Genomic DNA, 22,175 nt, shown 5'->3' on the forward strand with positions numbered 1-22,175 from the left:
CACAGAAAGCCCATTTCTTTCCGATAAGGCGTCAATTGCGACGGGGTGAGCGATCACCCTTTCGTGTGCTTTTCACCAAAGACCTCAAGGGAGTTGGAGGCAGCGCCGACAAAGGATCCGTGAGTACCCTTGCGCACACCATGATGACCGCCGCCCGCTCCACCGACTCCGGTCTGGCCGGCCCGGGCGGACTCGACCGCTATCCCTACGCCGAGGCCCCTGCCGCCGACCGCGTCGGGGCTTCCGTCTGGGAGGGCGCGGATCCCGAGCTGGGCCGCGTGGGCCGCCGTGCCGCGGGCAGCCGCGGACGCGGACTGCACGGCCAACTCGTCCAGCAGCTGGGCCAGATGATCGTCTCGGGTGATCTGGGCGCCGACCGCCCGCTGGTGCCCGAGGAGATCGGCCAGCGGTTCGAGGTGTCCCGCACCGTCGTCCGCGAGTCGCTGCGCGTCCTCGAAGCCAAGGGCCTCGTCAGCGCCCGGCCGAACGTCGGCACGCGTGTGCGTCCCGTGAGCGACTGGAATCTCCTCGACCCGGACATCATCGAGTGGCGGGCCTTCGGCCCCCAGCGCGACGATCAGCGGCGCGAGCTGAGCGAGCTGCGCTGGACGATCGAGCCGCTCGCAGCCCGCCTCGCGGCCGGGCACGGGCGCGCCGACGTCCAGCAGCGACTGGGCGACATGGTCGAGATCATGGCCCACGCCATGGGGCAGGGCGACGCGCTCACGTACTCCCGGGCCGACACCGAGTTCCACTCGCTGCTCATCCAGGTCGCGAGCAACCGCATGCTGGAACACCTTTCCGGGATCGTTTCCTCCGCCCTCCAGGTCTCCGGCGGCCCCGTCACGGCCTGCGACCGGCCGACCGACGCGTCGCTGTCCCACCACGGCAGGATCGTCGACGCCCTCGCCGCGGGCGACGGCACGGCGGCGGAGACGGCCATGCGACAGCTGCTCACCGTGCACCCCGAGGTGGAGCGCGTCGTGCCGGCGCCGCGCGAACACTGACCGCACCCGCGGGTGGAACGGTCCGGGGATGCCTTCCCCCTCCTGCGTCATCCTCGGCCGATTCGCCCGCACTCCCGTCGGACCCCGCAGAACCCGTCACGGGGCCTGCGGGGTCCGACGGTCGACAGGGGGGATTCGGTCGCGCAAGCTCGGGTAGACACCACGGGTGACCGGCTCTGCCCGTGTCTGACCGTTTTTCCATGCTTACGCGGTGTGACTCGGGCCACGAAGATTGGGCGTAACGCTTGTGGAAACAACGCGATGACCTAAGAGGTGACTGCCGCGGAGGGAATACGGACGCCGTTCAAGGCGCTGTGCATCCTCCCGGCCCCCGCCCGCGCCGTCGGCCCACCCCCAGGCCGGTGGTCGGCTCCTGTCCGTTCGGACGGGGCCGGAAGCCGTTTTCCAACGTTCCGAGAGGTTGTTCGTGTCGGCCAGCACATCCCGTACGCTCCCGCCGGAGATCGCCGAGTCCGTCTCTGTCATGGCGCTCATTGAGCGGGGAAAGGCTGAGGGGCAGATCGCCGGCGACGATGTGCGTCGGGCCTTCGAAGCTGACCAGATTCCGGCCACTCAGTGGAAGAACGTACTGCGCAGCCTCAACCAGATCCTCGAGGAAGAGGGTGTGACGCTGATGGTCAGTGCCGCGGAGCCTAAGCGCACCCGAAAGAGCGTCGCAGCGAAGAGTCCGGCCAAGCGCACCGCCACCAAGACGGTCGCGGCGAAGACGGTGACCACGCGCAAGGCCACCGCCACCACCGCGACAGCCCCGGCCGCACCAGCTGTGGACGACCCCGCAGAGGAAGCCGCCCCCGCCAAGAAGGCGGCTGCCAAGAAGACGACGACCGCCAAGAAGGCGGCCGCCAAGAAGACGGTCGCCACGAAGAAGACGGCGGCCAAGAAGACCACCGGCAAGAAGGACGACGCCGAGCTGATCGAGGAAGAGGTCCTCGAGGACGCTCCCAAGGGCGGCGACGAGCCCGAGGGCACCGAGAGCGCCGGTTTCGTGCTGTCCGACGACGACGAGGACGACGCGCCCGCGCAGCAGGTCGCGGCCGCCGGCGCCACCGCCGACCCGGTCAAGGACTACCTCAAGCAGATCGGCAAGGTCCCCCTGCTCAACGCCGAGCAGGAGGTCGAGCTCGCCAAGCGCATTGAGGCCGGCCTGTTCGCCGAGGACAAGCTGGCCAACGCCGACAAGCTCGCGCCGAAGCTCAAGCGCGAGCTGGAGATCATCGCCGAGGACGGCCGTCGCGCCAAGAACCACCTCCTGGAGGCCAACCTCCGTCTGGTGGTCTCCCTGGCCAAGCGCTACACCGGCCGCGGCATGCTCTTCCTGGACCTCATCCAGGAGGGCAACCTCGGTCTGATCCGCGCGGTCGAGAAGTTCGACTACACCAAGGGCTACAAGTTCTCCACGTACGCCACCTGGTGGATCCGTCAGGCGATCACCCGCGCGATGGCCGACCAGGCCCGCACCATCCGTATCCCGGTGCACATGGTCGAGGTCATCAACAAGCTCGCGCGCGTGCAGCGCCAGATGCTCCAGGACCTGGGCCGCGAGCCCACCCCGGAGGAGCTGGCCAAGGAGCTCGACATGACCCCCGAGAAGGTCATCGAGGTCCAGAAGTACGGTCGCGAGCCCATCTCGCTGCACACCCCGCTGGGCGAGGACGGCGACAGCGAGTTCGGTGACCTCATCGAGGACTCCGAGGCCGTGGTCCCGGCCGACGCGGTCAGCTTCACGCTGCTCCAGGAGCAGCTGCACTCGGTGCTCGACACCCTGTCCGAGCGCGAGGCGGGCGTCGTCTCCATGCGGTTCGGTCTCACCGACGGTCAGCCGAAGACCCTCGACGAGATCGGCAAGGTGTACGGCGTCACGCGCGAGCGCATCCGCCAGATCGAGTCCAAGACCATGTCGAAGCTGCGCCACCCGTCCCGTTCGCAGGTGCTGCGCGACTACCTCGACTAGGCCGTAGCCGTACGACGCCGAGGGCCCGGCTCCCCCTGGGGAGCCGGGCCCTCGGCGTCGGTGCGCGGGTGCGCGGCGGCACGCTCTGAATCACTCTGGGTGTTCATTGATCACTTCAGAGTGAGGAGCACGCATGCGTCGTTCCCTGGTCCGGGCCCTGTCCCGGCCGTTGATCCTGGCGGCCGCGGCGATGGCCATACCGTTGGCCTCCGCCGCCCCGGCGGCCTCCGACGGCGTCGTCCTGGGCGGTGTCCCTGTCGACGTCTCCCAGACCCCGTGGGTGGTCGCGCTGTCCAGCCGTGACCGGTTCGGAGGTATGCGCTCGGGACAGTTCTGCGGAGGCGTGGCGGTCGGCCGGTCCACCGTGCTCACGGCGGCCCACTGCATGGGCGAGGACGTCCTGGGGACGCCGCCGGGGCGGTTGGCCGACCTGAAGGTCGTCGCGGGCCGTACGGACCTGCACTCGGCCACGGGGCAGGAGGTGGCCGTACGCAGCGTCTGGGTGAACCCGGACTACAACACTTCCAGCAATGCCGGCGACTTCGCCGTGCTCAGCCTTGCCGAACCCCTGCCGGCGGGATCCGCCATAGCCATGGCCGCCGCGGGCGACAAGGCGTACACGCCCGGCGAGGAGGCCGTCGTCTACGGCTGGGGCGACACCACGGGGCTGGGCGCCTACGCCCACAGTCTGCGGGCGGCCCGCGTCCATGTGCTGGCCGACGCACTCTGCGAGCGGGCGTATCCCGGCTCCTCCGACGGCAGGTACGAGGCGCGCAGCATGGTGTGCGCGGGGGAGGCGCGGGGCGGCCCCGACGCCTGTCAGGGCGACAGCGGCGGGCCGCTGGTCGCGCAAGGCCGACTCATCGGCCTCGTCTCCTGGGGCAGCGGTTGTGGGCGGGCGGGGAGCCCGGGCGTCTACGCACGGGTGTCAGACGCCCTGCGGACGCTGCGCTGGGACGCCGGCACTCGGAGCCCTCACGAGGCCCCTCGCGGCGCCTGAGCGGGTCCTCTGCGGCGCGTGAGCCATATGAGCGGGCGGCCGCCCCTGTGGCAGGGACGGCCGCCCGTACGCCGGCCTGTGCCGGTCTGGCTCGTCGGTGACGCGTCGGATCAGCGCTCTTCTTCGGAGGCGGACTCGGGAACGGTAGTCAGCCGCTCCGTCTCATCCTGTATCTCAGCGGCGATCTTCTTGAGTTCCGGCTCGAACTTGCGGCCGTGGTGGGCGCAGAAGAGCAGTTCTCCGCCGCTGAGCAGGACGACGCGCACGTACGCCTGGGCGCCGCAGCGGTCGCAGCGGTCAGCGGCCGTCAGCGGGCTCGCGGGGGTCAGAACAGTAGTCACGTCGCCTCTTCTCTAGCTCGACGAGCTGTCGTACCAGGGTCAACATCCAACCAGCCCCAAAACGTTCCCGCTCGTGGCTTTTCCTCGAAAAATCTTTCCGAGGTGGCCGTCTGCTGCCGGTTTGGCGGCGAATGTGCCGTATTGCGTGGTCTGTGGTGCTTACGGTTTCGCGCTGTCGGTCATGGTCCGATCCTCCCGGCTGGGTTGCCGGTTTGTTCATGAGGACGTGCCCGGAGCCTAAATGGTTCATGCCCCGAAGGGAACGTGATATGTACTTCACTCCATCGAGGGATCGAACACGCATACGACGCTGGACTAGTGTGAGTTCAGACGTGAGGGTGGCGTTACAACGGCTCTACCAGGCCTCGGTACCCTCGTGGCGGCAACTCAAGTCGCGCCCTTACCCAGAAGGGCCCCAACTGAAATTCAGCGAGGAGCGAACCGCGTGACCGCCGAAATGTCCGTGCCGTCCACAGCGCTGCTGGCAGGAGCAGACCGGGACGGTTCCAACTACACCGCGCGGCACCTGCTCGTCCTCGAAGGCCTCGAGGCCGTGCGGAAGCGCCCGGGAATGTACATCGGCTCGACCGACAGCCGTGGCCTGATGCACTGCCTGTGGGAGATCATCGACAACTCCGTCGACGAAGCCCTGGGCGGATACTGTGACCACATCGAGGTGATCCTCCACGACGACGCCTCGGTGGAGGTCCGCGACAACGGTCGTGGCATCCCCGTCGACGTCGAGCCCAAGACCGGTCTGTCCGGCGTCGAGGTCGTCATGACCAAGCTGCACGCCGGCGGCAAGTTCGGCGGCGGCTCCTACGCCGCCTCCGGCGGCCTGCACGGCGTCGGCGCCTCCGTGGTCAACGCCCTGTCCGCCCGCCTCGACGTCGAGGTGGACCGGGGCGGCCACACGCACGCGATCAGCTTCCGGCGAGGAGTGCCGGGCGCCTTCGCGGCGGACGGTCCGGACGCCAAGTTCGAGACGGGCGGTCTGCGCAAGATCAAGCGGGTCGCCAAGAACCGCTCCGGCACGCGCGTGCGCTACTGGGCCGACCGCCAGATCTTCCTCAAGGACGCCAAGCTCTCCCTGGAGAACCTCCACCAGCGCGCCCGCCAGACCGCCTTCCTGGTGCCCGGCCTGACCATCGTCGTGCGTGACGAGTACGGTCTCGGCGAGGGCGGCAGCAAGGGCGAGGAGTCGTTCCGCTTCGACGGCGGCATCAGTGAGTTCTGCGAGTACCTGGCCACCGACAAGCCCGTCTGCGACGTCCTCCGCTTCACCGGTCAGGGCACCTTCAAGGAGACGGTCCCGGTCCTGGACGACCACGGGCAGATGACGCCGACCGAGGTCACCCGCGAGCTCGGCGTCGACGTGGCGCTGCGCTGGGGCACCGGCTACGACACGACCCTGCGGTCGTTCGTCAACATCATCGCCACGCCCAAGGGCGGCACCCACGTCGCCGGCTTCGAACAGGCCGTCGCCAAGACGATGAACGAGGTGCTGCGCGCCAAGAAGATGCTGCGCGTCGCCGAGGACGACATCGTCAAGGACGACGCCCTGGAGGGTCTGACCGCCGTCGTCACCGTACGGCTGGCCGAACCCCAGTTCGAGGGCCAGACCAAGGAGGTCCTCGGCACCTCCGCGGCCCGGCGCATCGTGAACACCGTGATCTCCAGGGAGCTCAAGGCGTTCCTGACCTCCACCAAGCGCGACGCGGCAGCTCAGGCGCGGGTCGTGATGGAGAAGGCGGTCGCCGCCGCCCGGACGCGTATCGCGGCCCGGCAGCACAAGGACGCGCAGCGCCGCAAGACGGCACTGGAGTCCTCGTCCCTGCCCGCGAAGCTGGCCGACTGCCGCAGCGACGACGTCGAGCGCAGCGAACTGTTCATCGTCGAGGGAGACTCCGCGCTCGGCACGGCGAAGCTGGCCCGCAACTCCGAGTTCCAGGCGCTGCTGCCGATCCGGGGCAAGATCCTCAACGTCCAGAAGTCGTCCGTGACCGACATGCTGAAGAACGCCGAGTGCGGCGCGATCATCCAGGTCATAGGAGCCGGCTCCGGGCGGACCTTCGACATCGACGCGGCCCGCTACGGCAAGATCATCATGATGACCGACGCCGATGTGGACGGCTCCCACATCCGGACGCTGCTCCTGACGCTGTTCCACCGCTACATGCGGCCCATGGTCGAGTCCGGCCGGGTGTTCGCCGCGGTGCCGCCGCTGCACCGCATCGAGCTGACCCAGCCCAAGAAGGGCCAGGACAAGTACGTGTACACGTACTCCGACCGCGAACTGCGCGACACGCTCATGGAGTTCCAGAGCAAGGGCGTCCGGTACAAGGACTCCATCCAGCGCTACAAGGGCCTCGGTGAGATGGACGCCGATCAGCTCGCCGAGACCACCATGGACCCGCGTCACCGCACCCTGCGCCGCATCAACCTCTCCGACCTGGAAGCGGCGGAGCAGGTGTTCGACCTGCTCATGGGCAACGACGTGGCACCGCGCAAGGAGTTCATCTCCAGCTCGGCGGCGACGCTGGACCGGTCACGCATCGACGCGTAGTCGCGAGGTCGGCTGGGGCCGGGGCCCGGCAGGCGCGACCGGAAAACCGGAGCGCCCGCCGGGCACCACGCCCGCGACCAGCGCTGGTCAAGGGTGTCCGGTCGTGGTCTCCACCCACGGGTGGAGACCACGGCTGTCGAAGATCCACCCATGATCCACCCCGGCGCCGATCTGCGCAGCGGCACGTTTCCGTAGCGTCGAAGGCGTCGGCGGCGCTCGCTGCCGGCATCCTCTTCCCGCTCACGGAGGCTGCGATGTCCGGGCTCGTCAACGTACTGCTGATCGCGGGCGTGGTGGCACTGGTGATCGTGCGTCAGTTCCGCGCGAGCCGCCTCGACACGGACCGGCGATGGTGGCTCCTCCCGGTGATCCTGATCCTCGTGGCGCTGCGCGAACCGGAGCTGCTCGACGCGCGTCATCAAACGGCGGCAGCCCTCGTGCTCGGCGCCGAAGTGCTCGTCGGGCTGGCCACGGGAGCGGCCTGGGCCCGGACCACGCGCGTCTGGGTGGAGCCCGACGGCGCGGTCTGGAGCAAGAGCACCAGAGCGAGCGTCCTCGTCTGGATCGTCGGCATCGGTCTGCGGCTGGGGCTCTTCGGGGTCGGCGTGCTGCTGGGCGTCCACCAGGGCAGCTCGGCCCTGATGCCGGCGCTCGCGGCCACGCTGCTGGTCCGGTCGGGCATCCTGATGCGGCGTGCGCAGTCCGTGCGCCCGGCCGCCGCTCACGTCCCGGCGTACGGTGACCGCGCGCCCCGGTCCGCGTGGAAGGAGCGCGTGTGACGGAGAACGGCTGGACCCGCTGGCCCTCGCGGGAGGCGTTGAGTCCCAGGGAGGTCTCGCGCCCAAGGCGGCTGCTCGCCTGGGCCGTGCGACTGCTGGTGCTGAGCGCGCTGCTGTGGAGCGCCGTCCACGACAGCCGCGTCCACGGGTGGGTCGCGGTGGCCGGGGCCGGCGGAGCCCTCGTGGCGGGCGCGCTGGCGTGGGCCTTGTTCCGGACCACCTTCGAACACCGGATGTGGCCGTCCCTGGCGCTGGTCCTCATGCTGCTGGGGCTGGCGGTCGCTTCCGAGGCCGCCGGATTCCGCACCCCGGCCGTGGTCCTGTGCTGTGGATGCGCCATCACCGCCCTGGAGCGGCTTCCCCTGGTCGCCGCCCTGCCGGTGGCCGCGGCCGGTTTCGGCGCCTTCGCCACGGTCAACGACGACGCCGGGCTCACCTCGGCCTCCGTCGTCGGGGGGATGGCCCTGGCCGGATACGCCCTGCGACTGGACGCCGAAGCCAGAGGCAACGCACAGCGGTTGCTCGCCCAGGAGCGGGCCGCGCGCGTGGCGGAGGCCGAGTCGGCCGCGCTCGCGGAGCGGGCGCGCATAGCCCGGGAGATCCACGACGTCCTGGCGCACAGCCTCTCGGCGCAGCTCGTGCACCTGGAGGCGGCCCGGCTGCTGATCGAGCGGGGTGCGGACCGCGAGCGGATCCTCGAACGCGTGGTGGCGGCACGGGGAATGGCCCGCGACGGCCTCGAGGAGACGAGACAGTCGCTCTCCGCGCTGCGCGGCGAACTGACGCCGCTGGAGGACTTCCTGACCGGCCTCGTCCGCACGTCCGACGGCGCCGAGGTCACCGTGGGGGGTGAACGCCGGCCACTTACGGCCGAGGCCTCGCAGGCCGTGCGCCGGGTCGCCCAGGAGGCCCTGACGAACGCCCGAAAGCACGCGCCGGGTGCGAAGGTTCGGGTGCGGCTGGAGTACGGGCCGCGCGAAGTCACCCTGGACGTACGGGACACCGGGGGTTCGCCGGGCGAACTCGCCGAGGTCGGAGGCGGGTACGGTCTGCTGGGCATGCGGGAGCGCGCCGAACTGCTGGGCGGGTCGCTCGCCGCCGGACCGGGCGAGGAGGGCTTCGTGGTGACGCTGAAGGTGCCGGTATGACCGGCGAGCCGGAGAAGAAGCCCGCCAGGGTGGTGGTCGCGGACGACCAGACGGTGGTCCGGGAAGGCATCGTGATGCTGCTCGGCCTGTTGCCGGGAGTCGAGGTCGTGGGCGCTGCGGGGGACGGGGACGAGGCGGTGCGGCTCGTCGCCGAACTCGCCCCCGACGTGGTGCTGATGGACCTGCGGATGCCCCGCTGCGACGGAGTGGAGGCGACCCGGCGCATCCGCGCGGAGCACCCGGGAACGCAGGTGGTGGTGCTCACGACCTACGCGGACGACGAGTCCCTGTTCCCGGCGCTGAAAGCGGGAGCGCGCGGCTACCTCACCAAGGACGCGGGCGGGGACGAGATCGTACGGGCCGTGCACAGTGTGCTGTCCGGGGACGCGGGGCTGTCGCCCAGTGTCCAGCGGAGGCTGCTGGAACGCCTGTCGGCGCCCGAACCGGACCCGGCGGAGCCGCCGGAGCCGGTGGCCGCGCCGGACGGACTGACCACGCGGGAGGCGGAGGTGCTGGTGCTGATCGCCGAGGGGCTCAGCAACCAGGAGATCGCGCGCCGGCTGGGCGTGTCCACCGCGACGGTGAAGACCCACATCAACAACATGTTCACCAAGACAGGGCTCAAGGGCCGTGCCCAGGCGGTGCGTTACGCGTATCGAAAGAGGTTGGTACGGCCACCCACAGGGTGAATGGCCCAATGGTCACCTGATGGGGTGAAGTGTTCGGGGAAGAAGAGTCGGGGATCTTCCCGTTCTGTCCATCCTTGGGCATGCAGTCAAGCAACGGCCGTGTCCGTGCTGACGGGGGCGGTCCCGAGATCGGCGGCCCCCTGTCGCACGCGCGTGAACACCACCACGATCCAGATCGGGCATTCTTCGAACCGACAGGGGACCTGCGCTACGAGGACCCGTGGTACGACGCTCTCGCCTCGGGCTGGGGCGAGTCGGCCGCCGTGAACACGCCCGTGAGCGAGTTTCCGGCGGCCCGGCGGGAACGGGAGACCGGCGCCGCGGCGGCGGCCCAGATCTACCTCGAGGTGCAGCGCAGCGCGGCATTCCAGGAAGTGCGCCGCCGGTACCGGCGGTTCGTGGTGCCTGCCGTCGCCGCGTTCCTCGTCTGGTACGTGGCGTACGTCGTGGCCGCGACGACCGCGCCCGAGTTCATGGCGCGGCCCGTGGCGGGGGCGGTGAACATGGCTCTGCTCGCGGGGCTCGGACAGTTCCTCAGCACGTTTCTGCTCACCTGGGCCTACGCCCGGCACGCGCGGCTGCGGCGGGACCGTGCCGCACTCGAACTGCGCTGGGAAACACAGGAGTTGACGCGCGGAGTGAGAGGCGGGGCGTCATGACCGGCAACCATCAGGCGCCGGCGTTGCTGCTGTTCAGCGTCTTCGTCGCGGTGACGTTGGGGATCACCACCTGGGTGAGCCGCAAGCGGCACGGTTCGGCGGAGGAGTTCTATGCCGGCGGGCGGCTGTTCTCCCCCATGGAGAATGGTTTTGCCATCGCGGGCGACTACATGTCGGCCGCCTCGTTCCTGGGCGTCACCGGGCTCATCGCGCTGTTCGGGTACGACGGGTTGCTGTATGTGGTGGGCTTCCTCGTGGCCTGGCTGGTGGTGCTGTTCCTCGTGGCCGAACTGGTTCGCAACTGCGGAAGGTTCACGCTCGCCGACGTGGTCGCCGCGCGTATGAGCGAGCGGCCGGTACGGATCGCGGCGGGAACCTCCTCGGTCACCGTGTCCGTTCTCTACCTGGTGGCGCAGATGGTGGGTGCGGGCAGCCTGGTCGCGCTGCTCCTCGGGAACACGGGGGCGGCGGCCAGGTCCTGGGCCGTCATCGGGGTCGGCGCGCTCATGGTGATCTATGTGTCGTTGGGAGGGATGCGGGCCACCACCTGGATTCAGATCGTGAAGGCGGTCCTGCTGCTGGGCGGCACCGTGGTCCTCACCGTGCTGGTCCTGGTGCGCTTCCACGGTGACTTCGACCAGTTGCTGCGCACGGCGGCCGACCGCAGCGGGCACGGGGCCGCGTTCCTGGCGCCCGGGCTGAAGTACGGCGGTGACTGGACCGCACGCTTCGACTTCATGAGCCTGGGCCTCGCGCTGGTGCTGGGCACGGCGGGGCTTCCGCACATCCTGTCCCGCTTCTACACCGTGCCGACCGCGCAGGCGGCCCGGCGCTCGGCGGTCTGGGCGATCGGGCTGATCGGCGGCTTCTACCTGATGACGATCGTGCTGGGGTTCGGTGCGGCTGCGATCGTCGGTCCACAGGCCGTGCGCGGCTCGAACGCGTCGGGCAACACGGCGGTGCCGCTCCTGGCACTCGACATGGGCGGCGGCGCCGACTCCACGGGAGGGACGGTGCTGTTCGCGGTCGTGGCCGCCATCGCCTTCGCCACGATCCTCGCCGTCGTCGCCGGCATCACGCTCGCCTCCTCGGCGTCGGTGGCGCACGACCTCTACGCCTCCCTGCGCCGACGCGACGCCAAGCCGCGCAGCGAGGTCGCTGTCGCACGGCTCGCCGCCGTGGGCGTCGGCGTGGCCGCGATCGGGCTCGGCCTGCTGGCCCGCGATCTCAACGTCGCCTTCCTGGTCGGGCTGGCCTTCGCCGTCGCCGCGTCCGCGAACCTGCCGGTCCTGCTGTACTCGCTGTTCTGGCGGGGCTTCACCACGCGGGGCGCCGTCTGGGCGGTGTACGGCGGCCTGATCCCGGCCCTGGCGCTCGTCGTGCTGTCGCCGGTGGTGTCGGGCAGCCCCGAGTCGCTCTTCCCGTACATGGACTTCCAGTACTTCCCCCTGCAGAATCCCGGCCTGGTCTCGATCCCGCTGGGCTTCGTGGCGGGCTGGCTCGGCACGGTGACCTCCGCCGAGGTCGCGGATGAGGCGAAGCACGCGGAAACCGAGGTGCGCTCGCTGACGGGGGCGGGGGCCGTGTGACGGACGACGGACGGCCCACGCATCGTCGCCATGCTGTCCTCAGAGCCCGCACGACCCGGCGGCCGAATGCTCCGGGACCGCTACGGCGCCACCCACGCGTAGCGGTGTTCCGGGCGGCCCGTGTCTCCGTACTTGAGGGACAGACGCAGCCGGCCGGCCTGTTCCAGGTGCCGCAGGTAGCGCTGGGCGGTGGAACGGCTGAGGCCCGTCTCGGCGGCGACCTCGTGGGCCGACAGAGGGTGGTTCGCGCGGTGCAGGACGGCGCAGATCAGGTCCGTGGTCGGTTCGGAGTGGCCGCTCGGCAGGCCCGGTGAGGACGGCGCCGGCCCGGTGCGCAGCGCGCCGAAGATGCGGTCGACCTGCTCCTGCCCGGCGACGCCGTGGCCGCCGACCCGGTCGACCGTCCGACGCAGAGCGGCGTAGGAGTCCAGGCGGGTGCGCAGCGCCGCGAACGTGAACGGTTTGACCAGGTAGTGCAGCGCCCCCAGGCGCATCGCGGTCTGCACGGTCGTGACGTCCCCGGCCGCCGTGATCATGATGACGTCGGTGCCGTGGCCCTGCTCCCGCATGCGGTGGACGAGTTCGAGTCCGGTCTCGTCGGGCAGATAGTGGTCGAGCAGGACCAGGTCGATGTTCCCGCGCTGCACGGAGGCGAGCGCCTGGGCGGCACTGTGTGCGCGGGCGGCCACCCGGAATCCGGGAACCTTTCCCACGTATTTGGCGTTGATCTCGGCGACACGGAAGTCGTCGTCCACCACCAGGACGTCAATCATCGGGCCTCTCTCCTGAGGGCCAGGCGGGCTGCGGGCCCGTGTTTCGGCTTCGCTGTTGTAGCGCGAGCAAAACGAGCACAACAGGCCTTTGCAAGCAAAAGAAGCGCATGCGCTCAGAAGGCTGATGCTGCCCCGGGGGTCGCCCCTACCGTCCCCGGCCATGAGCGCACACACCAGCCCCGCCATCGAGCTGCGGGGTGCGAGCAAGGTCTTCAGGACCCCGTCGGGGGCCCCGCACACCGCCGTGCGGGAACTCGACCTCACCGTCGGTCACGGCGAGTTCGTGGCCGTCGTCGGACCGACCGGTTGCGGCAAGTCGACTACGTTGACCCTGGTCAGCGGCCTGGAAGAGCCCACCCAGGGCGAGGTGCTGGTCGCCGGGCAGCCCGTGCGGGGCGTCGGCGACAAGGTCGGCTTCGTCTTCCAGCAGGACGCGACCTTCCCGTGGCGCACCGTCCTGTCCAACGTCATGGCCGGCCCCCGCTTCCGCGGTGTGCCCAAGGCGGACGCGAAGCGGAAGGCACGCGAGTGGCTGGACCGGGTCGGGCTCGCCGCCTTCGAGGACCGCTACCCGCACCAGCTCTCCGGCGGTCAGCGCAAACGCGTCGCCCTCGCCGCGACCTTCGTCAACGACCCCGAGATCCTGCTCATGGACGAGCCGTTCTCGGCGCTCGACGTGCAGACCAGGGCCCTGATGTCGGACGAGCTCCTCGAACTGTGGGAGGGCACGGGCGCGTCCGTCGTGTTCGTCACCCACGACCTGGAGGAGTCCATCGCGCTGGCCGACAAGGTCGTCGTGATGACCGCCGGTCCCGCGACCGTGAAGCAGGTGTTCGACATCGACCTGCCCCGGCCGCGCAAGGTCGAGTCGGTGCGCCTGGAACCGCGGTTCATCGAGATCTACCGCGAGATCTGGGAGTCCCTCGGCGAAGAGGTCCGCATCACCCGCGAGAGAGGTGCCGCCCATGTCGCCTGACGTTCTGAGCACACCGGTGGTCGGCACGGCCAAGACCCCGGACCGCGCCCACTCACGCGCGCGTGCCGCCCGCAGACGCAAGATCGTCGTGACGACGTCCCGTGTGCTGCTCCTGGTGGCGGTGCTCGGCCTGTGGGAGGCGCTGTCCCGGGCCAAGGTCATCGATCCGTTCAACTTCTCGATGCCCACGAAGATCTGGGACCAGATCTACACCTGGGTGACGCACGGGACCGCGCTCGGTTCGCTGGGCGAGCAGATCTGGTACACGCTCTACGAGGCGTTGCTCGGCTGGATCATCGGTGTGGTCGCCGGTGTCGTGTGCGGCATCGCGCTCGGACGGATCACCTTTCTCGCCGACATCCTTGGTCCATACATCAAGGTTCTCAACTCCATACCCAGGATCGTGCTGGCCCCGATCTTCGTGATCTGGTTCGGGCTCGGCCCCGCCTCCAAGGTCGCCTCGGCCGTCGTCCTGGTGTTCTTCCCGGTCTTCTTCAACGCCTTCCAGGGCGCCCGCGAGGTCGACCGCAACCTCGTCGCCAACGCCCGCATCCTCGGCGCGAGCGACCGCAGGGTGACGCTCCAGGTGGTCATCCCGTCGGCCACGTCCTGGATCTTCACCAGCCTGCACGTCAGCTTCGGCTTCGCCCTGATCGGCGCGATCGTCGGCGAGTACATCGGGGCGACCAAGGGCATCGGGCTGCTCGTCGCGCAGTCCCAGGGCACATTCAACGCGGCCGGCGTGTACGCGGCCATGGTCATCCTCGCCGTCGTCGCCCTGGTCGCCGAGGGGCTGCTGACCTTCGCGGAGAGTCGCATCTTCCGCTGGAAGCCCTCGGGCTCCGACAGCTGACCCCCTTCGTCGGGCGACCAGCTGATCCCCACGTCGGACGACCAGCCGACCCTCGTTGAACGACCTCGGGACGTCGTCCCCGGAGGTCGCTCCCAGGCGGACGTCGCCCTCGCACGCTCCCCCCAGCGCCTCCTCCCACCCCGCATCGCCCTCTCACAAGGACGTGAACCCGCCATGCGTACAACCGCCAGATACACGGCCCTGGCCGCCGCCGGCCTGCTCGCCCTCACCTCGCTCACCGCCTGTGCCAACGACGCCGCCAGTACCGCGTCCAGCGGCTCCGGCAGCAAGGGGGACGGCAAGGGCACCAAGGTCAAGATCATGGTCGGTGGCCTGGACAAGGTCATCTACCTGCCCGCCATGCTCACCCAGCGCCTGGGCTACTTCGACGCCGAGGGGCTCGACGTCGAACTGCTGAGCGAGCCGGCCGGTGTGCAGGCCGAGACCGCGCTGGTCTCCGGCCAGGTGCAGGGCGCCGTCGGCTTCTACGACCACACGCTCGACCTCCAGGTGAAGGGCAAGGAGGTGGAGTCCGTCGTCCAGTTCTCGCACGCGCCCGGTGAGGTGGAGATCGTCTCGGCCAAGGCGGAGGGCGACATCACCTCGCCCAAGGACTTCAAGGGCAAGAAGCTCGGCGTCACGGGCCTCGGCTCGTCGACCGATTTCCTCACCAAGTACCTCGCCGTCAAGAACGGCGTGAAGGTCAGCGAGTTCACCCCGGTCGCCGTGGGCGCGGGGCCGACCTTCATCTCGGCGCTCCAGCAGGGCGCCATCGACGGGGGCATGACGACCGACCCCACCGTGGCGACGATCCTGGACAAGAAGGCCGGCAAGGTCCTGCTCGACATGCGGACCCCGCAGGGCTCCGAGGAGGCCCTCGGCGGGCCGTATCCCTCGTCGAGTCTGTACATGCAGACGGACTGGGTCAACGGTCACAAGGACACCGTCCAGAAGTTGGCCAATGCATTCGTCAAGACGCTCAAGTGGATGTCCACACACAGCGCGAGCCAGATCGCCGAGAAGATGCCGGCCGACTACTCGCAGGGGAACAAGATGCTGTACTCGGTGGCCATCAAGAACACACTGCCCATGTTCACCAAGGACGGTGTGATGCCCGAGAACGGTCCCGAGACGGTCGAGAAGGTCCTCAAGGCGTTCAACCCGAACATCCAGAACGCCAAGGTCGACCTGAGCAAGACCTTCACGACCGAGTTCGTCGAGAAGGCGGCGGGCTGACGGTCGGGACGTCGGCGGGCTGACGGGCGGGCAGTCGGCGGGCGCACGGCCGAACAGCCGGCGGGCCGGAACCGTATCCCAGGAGGGCACGGTTCCTTCCCCCGCCCCAAGGGCCGTGCCTCAGGCGCGGGTCGCCCACACGTAACGGTGTTCCGGGCGGCCCGCGTCGCCGTACTTCAGGGTGAGACGGGCCCGCCCCGTGCGCTCCAGGAGCTTCAGATAGCGCTGGGCGGTCTGCCGGCTCACCCCCGTCCGGTCGGCGATCTCCTGCGCCGACAAGGGTCCCTCGGCGTTCATCAGGGACTGGCGTACGAGTTCGGCGGTGGTGGGGGAGTGTCCTTTGGGCAGACCGGGCTCCGAGGGGGCGGACAACGCGCCGAAGATGCGGTCGACGTCGGCCTGTTCGGCCTCGCCGCCGCCGTCCAGGGTGCGGCGCAGCTCGGCGTACGCCTCCAGCTTGGCGCGCAGCCCGGCGAAGGCGAACGGTTTCACCAGGTACTGCAGGGCGCCCTGGCGCATCGCCGCCTGCACCGTGGAGACGTCCCGCGCCGCGGTCACCATGATCACGTCGGTCTGGTGGCCGCGCCGGCGCATCTCCTGGACGACCTCCAGCCCCGTCTCGTCGGGCAGGTAGTGGTCCAGCAGGACGAGGTCCAGCCGGGGCAGCAGCTCCAGCTGGCGCAGCGCCTCGGCCGCGCTGTGGGCCTCGCCGGCGACGTGGAAGCCGGGCACCTTCTCGACGTAGGCGGCGTTGACCCGGGCGACCCTGGTGTCGTCGTCCACGATCAGGACCTCGATCATCGTGACTCCTCCTCGACGGCGCCCTTCGACGGTGCGATCAAGGCGGGTTGCAGACCGGACTCCCGGCCCGGTTCCGGCCCGGGCTCGGTCAGCGCCTCGGGCAGGACGACGGTGAACTCGGCGCCCCCGCCCGTCGCCTCGCCGACCGTCGCGCTGCCGCCCTGCCGCTCGGCGAGCCTGCGTACCAGGGAGAGCCCGATGCCCCGCTTGCCGTGCGCCGGCGGCTTCTTCGTGGACCAGCCCTCGGTGAAGATCAACTCGTGTTGCCCGGCCGGGATGCCGGGACCGGTGTCCCGTACCCGCAGGACCGCGGTACGGCCGTCCGCGCGCAGCTCGACCTCCACGCGCGCGTGCGGCTTGCCCGCGACGGCGTCGAGGGCGTTGTCCACGAGATTGCCGACGACCGTGACCAGCCCGCGCGGGTCGATCAGCCGATCGGGCAGCCGGGTCCGGTCGGAGACCCACAGGGCCACGCCCCGCTCGGCCGCGACGGTCGCCTTGCCGACCAGCAGGGCGGCCAGCAGAGGGTCCTCGATCTTCTCGGTCACCTGCTCCGCGGTGGCCCGGTGATCGCCGACCACCTCTCCGACGAACTCCACGGCGTCGTCGTACATCTCGAGTTCGAGCAGCCCCAGCAGCGTGTGCATGCGGTTGGCGTGCTCGTGGTCCTGGGCGCGCAGCGCGTCGATGAGCCCGTGCGTCGAGTCGAGCTCCCGGCCGAGCTGTTCCAGCTCGGTGCGGTCGCGCAGGGTGGCCACGGCGCCGCCGTCGTCGGTGGGCATGCGGTTGACGACCAGGACGCGCTGTCCCCGGACGGCGATCAGGTCGGTGCCGGTCACCCGGCCGGCCAGGACGTCGGCCGTGCGTCCCTCGCCGAGCGCCTCGTCGGGCAACGTGCCCACCGCCTCGTCCCCGAGGCCCAGCAGGCGCTGGGCCTCGTCGTTGAGCAGGCGGACGCGGCCGGCCCGGTCCAGGGCGACGACACCCTCCCGGATGCCGTGCAGCATCGCCTCCCGTTCGGCGAGCAGCGCGGAGATGTCCGAGAAGGCCAGGTCGCGGGTCTGCCGCTGGACCCGGCGGGAGATCAGCCAGGCCGCCAGCGCGCCCACGGCGAGCGCGCCTCCGGCGTAGGCGAACAGTCCGGGGATCGCGTGGATGAGGCGGGCGCGCACGCTGTCGTACTCGATGCCGACGGAGACCGCGCCGATGATCTTGTCGTCGCTGTCGCGCAGCGGCACCTTTCCGCGGGCCGAGCGGCCCAGGGTGCCGCTGTCTATCTCCATGACCGCCCGCCCGGCCAGAGCCTGACTCGGGTCCGTCGAGACGTGGCCGCCGACCTGGGCCGGGTCGGTGTGCGACCAGCGGGTGCCGTTCAGGTCCATCACCACGACGTACTCGGCGCCGCTGGCCCTGCGGATCCGTTCGGCCTCCCGCTGCACCGGCCCGTCGACGGACGGCCGCGTGTTCTGCAGGTCCTCGGCGATCTGCGGCACCGCCGCGGTGGTCTGCGCGATGGCGAGCGCACGGCGCATCGCCTGGTCGTCCAGCTGATCGCTGAGCGGGGCGAGGAACAGCCCGGTCGCGAGCACGACGACTCCCGCGGCGATCGCCAGCTGCATGAGCAGAAGCTGCGAGAACATGCGCCGCGGCATTCCGAGGCGCAGGCGACGTGCGGGGGGAGTGGGGCTCATACCAAGACGGTACGTGGGCGGGACGGCGCAGCCGTAGGGGCGGGTGGCGCGGATCTCGTGACCGGCTCGGGTGGAGAGCGGTCCGCTCGCGTCCGCGCGGGATGCCGCAGAGGCCCTGCTCGGGGGTTCTCAGCCCGTCGGCAGCGCGCCCGTCAGCTCGCGCACCGCCACCACGTCCATCCGCGCGGGCGAGCCGAGGACCGACGTTCCGCAGCTCTCCGGCCGGGGCGGCGACGAGGCGCCCTGGACCACCACGACCTCCCAGTGGCGTCCGTCCGTGTGCGTGACGGTCACCTCCCAGCGCGGTGCGCGCCCGGCGGTCCGGACGACGCTCAGCACCTCCGCCGCGTCCTCGCCGGTCGCCGCCCGCACCGCCAGTTCCGCCGCCTGCCCGGGCCGCTCCCAGGCGGAGCTCCCGCGGCACCCCTCGACGACGATCCGACCCTCCTGCACCCCGTGCAGGACCTTCTTGACGGCACCGGCCTCGGCGCGGCCGTACGCGTACCCGTGCGGCAGGACGAGCAGGGTGGGGGAGAAACGATGACCCCCCAGATGGGTGACCTCCCAGGCGCCCCGCACCCCCGAGGCGGCCAGTTCCGCGGCCAGCGGACGGCCGAGGAGCGCGCAGCAGCGGTCGCGCTTGCCGTTGGTGCAGACGAGGGCGAGCGGATCGCCGGTGTGGGCCCTGCCCCGCAGCGCGGTGTCGAAGGTGCGGTGGTCGCCCCGGCCCAGCGCGGCGAAGTCGAGGTCCAGCAGGCGGCGAGGGTCGTGGGTCGTGGCGCTGTGCAGCCACACCCGCCCGGGGACGGTGTGGGCGGCGTACACCTGGCGGAGCGTCGCATCGCCGGAGTCCGCATGGCGGCCCGGTCGTCGGATGAGCGCGACGCGCACCCCCGTGCCCTGTGCGGCGGCCTCCAGGGCGCGCCCCAGGGCGGGGTCCAGGTGGCTCGAGACCAGCGCCTTCGCACCCCAGGGGCCGGGCTGTTCCAGGAGCAGCCAGGTGGTTGCCGTCGCCGCGGTACCGGAGATGGGCTCGCCGAGGTCCCGCGAGACGGTCGCGCACGTACTCACAGAGGTGAGCCTAACCTGACTTGGCGCGGGGTGACTTCCGGCCGGGTCCGACGGCCGTCCCTCGCGGCACGCGTGCGCGTGCCGCGGCGCAGCCGAGGTCCCGGCGTCGCGGCGCGTCTGCCCTGGTCGGGCGTTCTTCGTCGAACGCGGTGATCGTGTCCTGCCCTGTTCCTGGCACCCTCACCGCGGGCCAGGCTCCGGCTCCGGCAGTGGCTGCGGGGGCTTCGGGCCCGCATAGTGTCCGCTCGGCCGCATCCGCAGGGGGCGCTCGCCGTACTCCTCCAAGGCGTGCGCGATCCAGCCCCCCGTACGGGCGATGGCGAAGATCGTCTCGGCGGCCGAGGAGTCCATGCCGCTGGATGCGGTGAGGACGGCGAGCGCCAGGTCCACGTTGGCGTGCAGGGGCGCGTGGCGGGCGGTCGTGGCCACGACGTCCCGGGCCGCGGCGAGGGCGGGCGCGGCTTCGGGGATGCCCTCCAGGAGCGCGAACAGGGCACGCGCGCGTGGGTCCTCGCCGGAGTAGAGGCGGTGGCCGAGGCCGGGGATGCGGCGGCCCGCCCGCAGCTCCTGCGCGATCACGGGCCCGGCGCTGCCCCGGTCGAGCACGTCGAGCAGCATCCGGTGGGCGAGCCCGCCGGCCGCACCGTGCAGCGGTCCCTCGATCACGCCGAGCCCGGCGGAGACGGCCGCGTAGGCGTGCGCGCGGGCCGAGGCGGCGACGCGCACCGCGAGCGTCGAAGCGGCCAGATCGTGGTCGACGAGCAGGCCGAGAGCCGTGTCGAGGACGTGCAGCTGCGCCTGTCCGGCGGGCCGCCCGCTGAGCCGCCCCCACAGGCGCCCGGCGAGGGAGCCCTCGTCGCGGTGGGCGGGTCGCTTCGGCGGCAGGGCGGCGACCAGGGTGGGAATCAGGATGCGCGCGGTGCCGAGCACCGCTTCCTCGGACAGGTCGAAGCGCAGCGGGTCCGCGGCCGCCGCGGCGACGGCGGCCACCCGCAACCGGTCGGTGGGACCGGCGTGGTCGGGCAGTGCCTCGACGACACGGCGGGCGGCCTCGACGGACGCCTCGGGGGCGGTGAAGGCCACGCCGGGGCGCAGCCGGCCCGTCCACAGCCACTCCGCGACCTCTTCGTAGGAGTGCCGGGCGGTCAGGTCGACCGCGTCGACGCCTCGGAAGTAGTAGCGGTCCTCCTCGATGCACGTGAGGTGCGTGCGTACGGCCGGCATCGCTCCGGTCCCCGGACCCCCGCTGCTCTCCCGCCTGTTGCGCCGGGCGAGAGCCCCGACCTCCTCGGCGTCGAAGGTGCTGCCCCGGCCGCCGGGCGTGCGCCTGCTGCCGAGCAGACCGCGGCTGACGTACGCGTACACGGTCTCCGGTTTCACGCCGAGCAGCTCGGCGGCCTCCTTGGTGCTCAGCCGCCGCTCGGGGTGACCGGGGCCGGGTTCTTGATCGCGCATGGAGGGCACCGTATCCACATCTGCGTGTATTGACTGACTCAACATTGAAGGGGTGCGGTCGGCGCCGGAGGTGGTCGGCTCGGTGGGGCCGTCGTCCGGCGGCGCGCCCCGACGGCCCCGGACACACGGAAGGTCCGGCACCGCGGGGGTGCCGGACCGCTGGGCGCTCGTCACCCGGACTCGCCGTTCCGACTGCCCGCGTCGGACTCCCGGGCGGCCTGCCCGGGACGCGGACGCTCGGCGTGGGACTGCTCGGCGTGGGACTGCTCGCCTGGATCCGAGGCGTCGGCGCTTGGAACCGGAAGAGCGGCGGCACCGTACGCCGGTTGGCGAAGAACATTTCGACGGCCAGGGACGCGCCTATGAACCGGTGATCGCGCTGACGACCGTCGCGACGACCCGGGTCGGCGCTGCCGCGTTCATGCGTCCGGGATGTCGGACTTGGCGCGCAGCAGCGTCTCACGCGTGATGACGACGATGCGCTCGTAGTCGGCGCGGGACGCGTCGGGCGGCAGCTCTCCGTCGAGCTTCTCGGTCTGGTCCCTGCCGATCACGGCGAAGTTCCCGTCGGCCAACTCGAAGATGTCGGGGCAGTTGCCGCCTCCCGTGCTCCCCCGCTCGCAGGGGGGCACACCGATCCGACGGATGATCTGACTCACTGTTGTTCCTCTGGCTTTCACGGGTGAACTTCGCTGAAGAGAGTGCGCACACGGCGACTGCGGGGCGCGAAGGCAGCCCTGTGGGGCGCGTTCGTCATCCGGCGGCGTGGACGACGGTCTTATGGGGTCGCCCTACGCGATCACGTGTGAGTCAACCCCAGCCGTGCCTGGGACAACGCCGTACTTCATCCGTTTGTTATCGCCCGTCGGCGTGAAGCTGCGGGCGCGCGCCGTCAGTCGACGGGCGGTTCGCCCACCACCCACCACTCGTCGATGTCCGCTTCCTCCAGCAGGCGCAGGAGTTCGTCGACCATGCGTCCCAGAGCGGCCTCGTCCGAATCGTCCGGGAGGGTGGCCCGCTGGCCCTGCGTCGCGTACCAGTACCCCCGCACCACGGGGTTCTGGAGAAGCCCCCGCATACGGCCGTGGAACTCCTCCCGGGTGAGATTGCCGATGCGGTAGTAGAACAGGAGGTTGGTGTACAGGGCGTTCGCGAAGAGGTACTGCCGTCGCTGCTGGGGAGACGCCGGCGCCTCGAAGATGTCCAGCACCTCCGCCAGCTCCGGACTGTCGATGGCCTTGCTCAGAAGCTCCCAGTGCAGCCGCTGTTGATGGGCGAGGTTCGTGTGGCGCTGGTCCCGGGCCGCCGCCTCGAGGTGCTCGAGCCGCATCCGCAGTGCGTCGAGCGTATGCCGCTGGGCGGCCAGTGCGGCGAGGGCACCCGCGGCCAGGCCGAGGCCCGCCGCGGCGAGGGAAGCCAGCCCCCGTGCCCGTGACTTCTGTGTGGCCATGTCAACCCCCGGATCAGGCGGCCGTGCGCCGGTCGTCGGGGTGCGGGTGGCATGACTGGGACCGGCGAGCGGTGGGCGGCGCTTGCCGTCTCCCAGGGTGCCGAGCGGCTCTGACCGGC

20 protein-coding genes are annotated in these 22,175 nt (G+C 70.8%); 12 read left to right on the plus strand and 8 right to left on the minus strand.

Going from position 1 to position 22,175, the window contains the following annotated elements; genetic code table 11:
• Positions 1-119: 119 nt before the first annotated feature.
• The 3 genes from ACZ7DE_RS27425 (at position 120) to ACZ7DE_RS27435 (ending at position 3,979) form a co-directional block, all read left to right on the plus strand.
• Positions 120-1,007, plus strand: coding sequence for a FadR/GntR family transcriptional regulator (locus ACZ7DE_RS27425; RefSeq protein ID WP_470765657.1), 888 nt, complete (start codon positions 120-122; stop codon positions 1,005-1,007).
• A gap of 427 nt (positions 1,008-1,434) precedes the next feature.
• Positions 1,435-2,979 (plus strand): RNA polymerase sigma factor, encoded by a 1,545-nt coding sequence (locus tag ACZ7DE_RS27430; RefSeq protein ID WP_470765659.1) that lies wholly within the window; start codon positions 1,435-1,437, stop codon positions 2,977-2,979.
• A 133-nt stretch (positions 2,980-3,112) separates the two neighbouring features.
• Positions 3,113-3,979, plus strand: coding sequence for a serine protease (locus ACZ7DE_RS27435; protein ID WP_470765660.1), 867 nt, complete (start codon positions 3,113-3,115; stop codon positions 3,977-3,979).
• A gap of 110 nt (positions 3,980-4,089) precedes the next feature.
• On the opposite strand, the gene ACZ7DE_RS27440 is transcribed toward ACZ7DE_RS27435, so the two are convergent.
• Positions 4,090-4,320, minus strand: a complete 231-nt coding sequence (locus ACZ7DE_RS27440; RefSeq protein WP_266522504.1) for a DUF7455 domain-containing protein — start codon at positions 4,318-4,320, stop codon at positions 4,090-4,092.
• Positions 4,321-4,765: 445 nt separating this feature from the next.
• On the opposite strand from ACZ7DE_RS27440, the gene ACZ7DE_RS27445 reads away from it, so the two are divergent.
• From ACZ7DE_RS27445 to ACZ7DE_RS27470, 6 genes are all read left to right on the plus strand, one after another.
• A complete protein-coding gene (locus tag ACZ7DE_RS27445) occupies positions 4,766-6,886 on the plus strand; it encodes a DNA gyrase/topoisomerase IV subunit B (RefSeq protein WP_470765667.1) in 2,121 nt (706 codons plus the stop codon).
• A gap of 254 nt (positions 6,887-7,140) precedes the next feature.
• Entirely contained in the window at positions 7,141-7,665 is a 525-nt protein-coding gene (locus ACZ7DE_RS27450; RefSeq protein ID WP_470765668.1) for a DUF1453 domain-containing protein, read from the plus strand.
• The gene (locus ACZ7DE_RS27455; protein ID WP_470765669.1) at positions 7,662-8,813 is read left to right on the plus strand and encodes a sensor histidine kinase; all 1,152 of its coding nucleotides are present in this window, start codon (positions 7,662-7,664) and stop codon (positions 8,811-8,813) included. The genes ACZ7DE_RS27450 and ACZ7DE_RS27455 overlap by 4 nt, the downstream gene beginning before the upstream one ends.
• The gene (locus ACZ7DE_RS27460; RefSeq protein WP_470765670.1) at positions 8,810-9,502 is read left to right on the plus strand and encodes a response regulator transcription factor; all 693 of its coding nucleotides are present in this window, start codon (positions 8,810-8,812) and stop codon (positions 9,500-9,502) included. Before ACZ7DE_RS27455 ends, ACZ7DE_RS27460 begins: the two co-directional genes overlap by 4 nt.
• A gap of 80 nt (positions 9,503-9,582) precedes the next feature.
• A complete protein-coding gene (locus ACZ7DE_RS27465; protein ID WP_470765671.1) occupies positions 9,583-10,161 on the plus strand; it encodes a DUF485 domain-containing protein in 579 nt (192 codons plus the stop codon).
• Entirely contained in the window at positions 10,158-11,750 is a 1,593-nt protein-coding gene (locus tag ACZ7DE_RS27470; RefSeq protein WP_470765672.1) for a solute symporter family protein, read from the plus strand. Before ACZ7DE_RS27465 ends, ACZ7DE_RS27470 begins: the two co-directional genes overlap by 4 nt.
• A gap of 80 nt (positions 11,751-11,830) precedes the next feature.
• Here ACZ7DE_RS27470 and ACZ7DE_RS27475 read toward each other — a convergent pair whose 3' ends face one another.
• Complete coding sequence (locus ACZ7DE_RS27475) at positions 11,831-12,523, minus strand: response regulator (RefSeq protein ID WP_470765673.1); 693 nt, start codon at positions 12,521-12,523, stop codon at positions 11,831-11,833.
• 160 nt (positions 12,524-12,683) lie between these two features.
• On the opposite strand from ACZ7DE_RS27475, the gene ACZ7DE_RS27480 reads away from it, so the two are divergent.
• From ACZ7DE_RS27480 to ACZ7DE_RS27490, 3 genes are all read left to right on the plus strand, one after another.
• Positions 12,684-13,499, plus strand: coding sequence for an ABC transporter ATP-binding protein (locus ACZ7DE_RS27480; protein ID WP_470765674.1), 816 nt, complete (start codon positions 12,684-12,686; stop codon positions 13,497-13,499).
• Positions 13,489-14,352 carry an ABC transporter permease gene (locus ACZ7DE_RS27485; RefSeq protein ID WP_470765675.1) on the plus strand — a complete coding sequence of 288 codons (864 nt, stop codon included), beginning with the start codon at positions 13,489-13,491 and terminating at the stop codon, positions 14,350-14,352. Before ACZ7DE_RS27480 ends, ACZ7DE_RS27485 begins: the two co-directional genes overlap by 11 nt.
• A 174-nt stretch (positions 14,353-14,526) precedes the next feature.
• On the plus strand, positions 14,527-15,588 hold the full coding sequence (locus ACZ7DE_RS27490) for an ABC transporter substrate-binding protein (protein WP_470765676.1): 1,062 nt from the start codon (positions 14,527-14,529) through the stop codon (positions 15,586-15,588).
• Between the two features lie 120 nt (positions 15,589-15,708).
• Here ACZ7DE_RS27490 and ACZ7DE_RS27495 read toward each other — a convergent pair whose 3' ends face one another.
• The 6 genes from ACZ7DE_RS27495 to ACZ7DE_RS27520 all read right to left on the minus strand — a co-directional run bounded on the left by ACZ7DE_RS27495 (position 15,709) and on the right by ACZ7DE_RS27520 (position 22,056).
• Entirely contained in the window at positions 15,709-16,389 is a 681-nt protein-coding gene (locus ACZ7DE_RS27495) for a response regulator (protein WP_470765677.1), read from the minus strand.
• A complete protein-coding gene (locus tag ACZ7DE_RS27500) occupies positions 16,386-18,080 on the minus strand; it encodes an ATP-binding protein (protein WP_470765678.1) in 1,695 nt (564 codons plus the stop codon). Before ACZ7DE_RS27500 ends, ACZ7DE_RS27495 begins: the two co-directional genes overlap by 4 nt.
• A gap of 129 nt (positions 18,081-18,209) precedes the next feature.
• Positions 18,210-19,151, minus strand: coding sequence for a sucrase ferredoxin (locus ACZ7DE_RS27505; RefSeq protein WP_470765680.1), 942 nt, complete (start codon positions 19,149-19,151; stop codon positions 18,210-18,212).
• Positions 19,152-19,331: 180 nt separating this feature from the next.
• Complete coding sequence (locus ACZ7DE_RS27510; protein ID WP_470765681.1) at positions 19,332-20,606, minus strand: citrate/2-methylcitrate synthase; 1,275 nt, start codon at positions 20,604-20,606, stop codon at positions 19,332-19,334.
• A gap of 419 nt (positions 20,607-21,025) precedes the next feature.
• Positions 21,026-21,265, minus strand: coding sequence for a hypothetical protein (locus tag ACZ7DE_RS27515; RefSeq protein ID WP_470765682.1), 240 nt, complete (start codon positions 21,263-21,265; stop codon positions 21,026-21,028).
• Between the two features lie 233 nt (positions 21,266-21,498).
• Positions 21,499-22,056: a DUF6082 family protein gene (locus ACZ7DE_RS27520; protein WP_470765683.1), complete on the minus strand. Its 558-nt coding sequence runs from the start codon at positions 22,054-22,056 to the stop codon at positions 21,499-21,501.
• Positions 22,057-22,175 lie beyond the last annotated feature (119 nt).

This window comes from Streptomyces sp. NPDC037083 (genome assembly GCF_055606485.1).

Coding starts and splice junctions, on each gene's coding strand:
- ACZ7DE_RS27435 (WP_470765660.1), top strand. CDS start 3,113: ATGCGTCGTTCCCTGGTCCGGGCCCTGTCCCGGCCGTTGATCCTGGCG.
- ACZ7DE_RS27450 (WP_470765668.1), top strand. CDS start 7,141: ATGTCCGGGCTCGTCAACGTACTGCTGATCGCGGGCGTGGTGGCACTG.
- ACZ7DE_RS27460 (WP_470765670.1), top strand. CDS start 8,810: ATGACCGGCGAGCCGGAGAAGAAGCCCGCCAGGGTGGTGGTCGCGGAC.
- ACZ7DE_RS27465 (WP_470765671.1), top strand. CDS start 9,583: ATGCAGTCAAGCAACGGCCGTGTCCGTGCTGACGGGGGCGGTCCCGAG.
- ACZ7DE_RS27470 (WP_470765672.1), top strand. CDS start 10,158: ATGACCGGCAACCATCAGGCGCCGGCGTTGCTGCTGTTCAGCGTCTTC.
- ACZ7DE_RS27475 (WP_470765673.1), bottom strand. CDS start 12,523: ATGATTGACGTCCTGGTGGTGGACGACGACTTCCGTGTCGCCGAGATC.
- ACZ7DE_RS27480 (WP_470765674.1), top strand. CDS start 12,684: ATGAGCGCACACACCAGCCCCGCCATCGAGCTGCGGGGTGCGAGCAAG.
- ACZ7DE_RS27485 (WP_470765675.1), top strand. CDS start 13,489: ATGTCGCCTGACGTTCTGAGCACACCGGTGGTCGGCACGGCCAAGACC.
- ACZ7DE_RS27490 (WP_470765676.1), top strand. CDS start 14,527: ATGCGTACAACCGCCAGATACACGGCCCTGGCCGCCGCCGGCCTGCTC.
- ACZ7DE_RS27495 (WP_470765677.1), bottom strand. CDS start 16,389: ATGATCGAGGTCCTGATCGTGGACGACGACACCAGGGTCGCCCGGGTC.
- ACZ7DE_RS27500 (WP_470765678.1), bottom strand. CDS start 18,080: ATGAGCCCCACTCCCCCCGCACGTCGCCTGCGCCTCGGAATGCCGCGG.
- ACZ7DE_RS27510 (WP_470765681.1), bottom strand. CDS start 20,606: ATGCGCGATCAAGAACCCGGCCCCGGTCACCCCGAGCGGCGGCTGAGC.
- ACZ7DE_RS27520 (WP_470765683.1), bottom strand. CDS start 22,056: ATGGCCACACAGAAGTCACGGGCACGGGGGCTGGCTTCCCTCGCCGCG.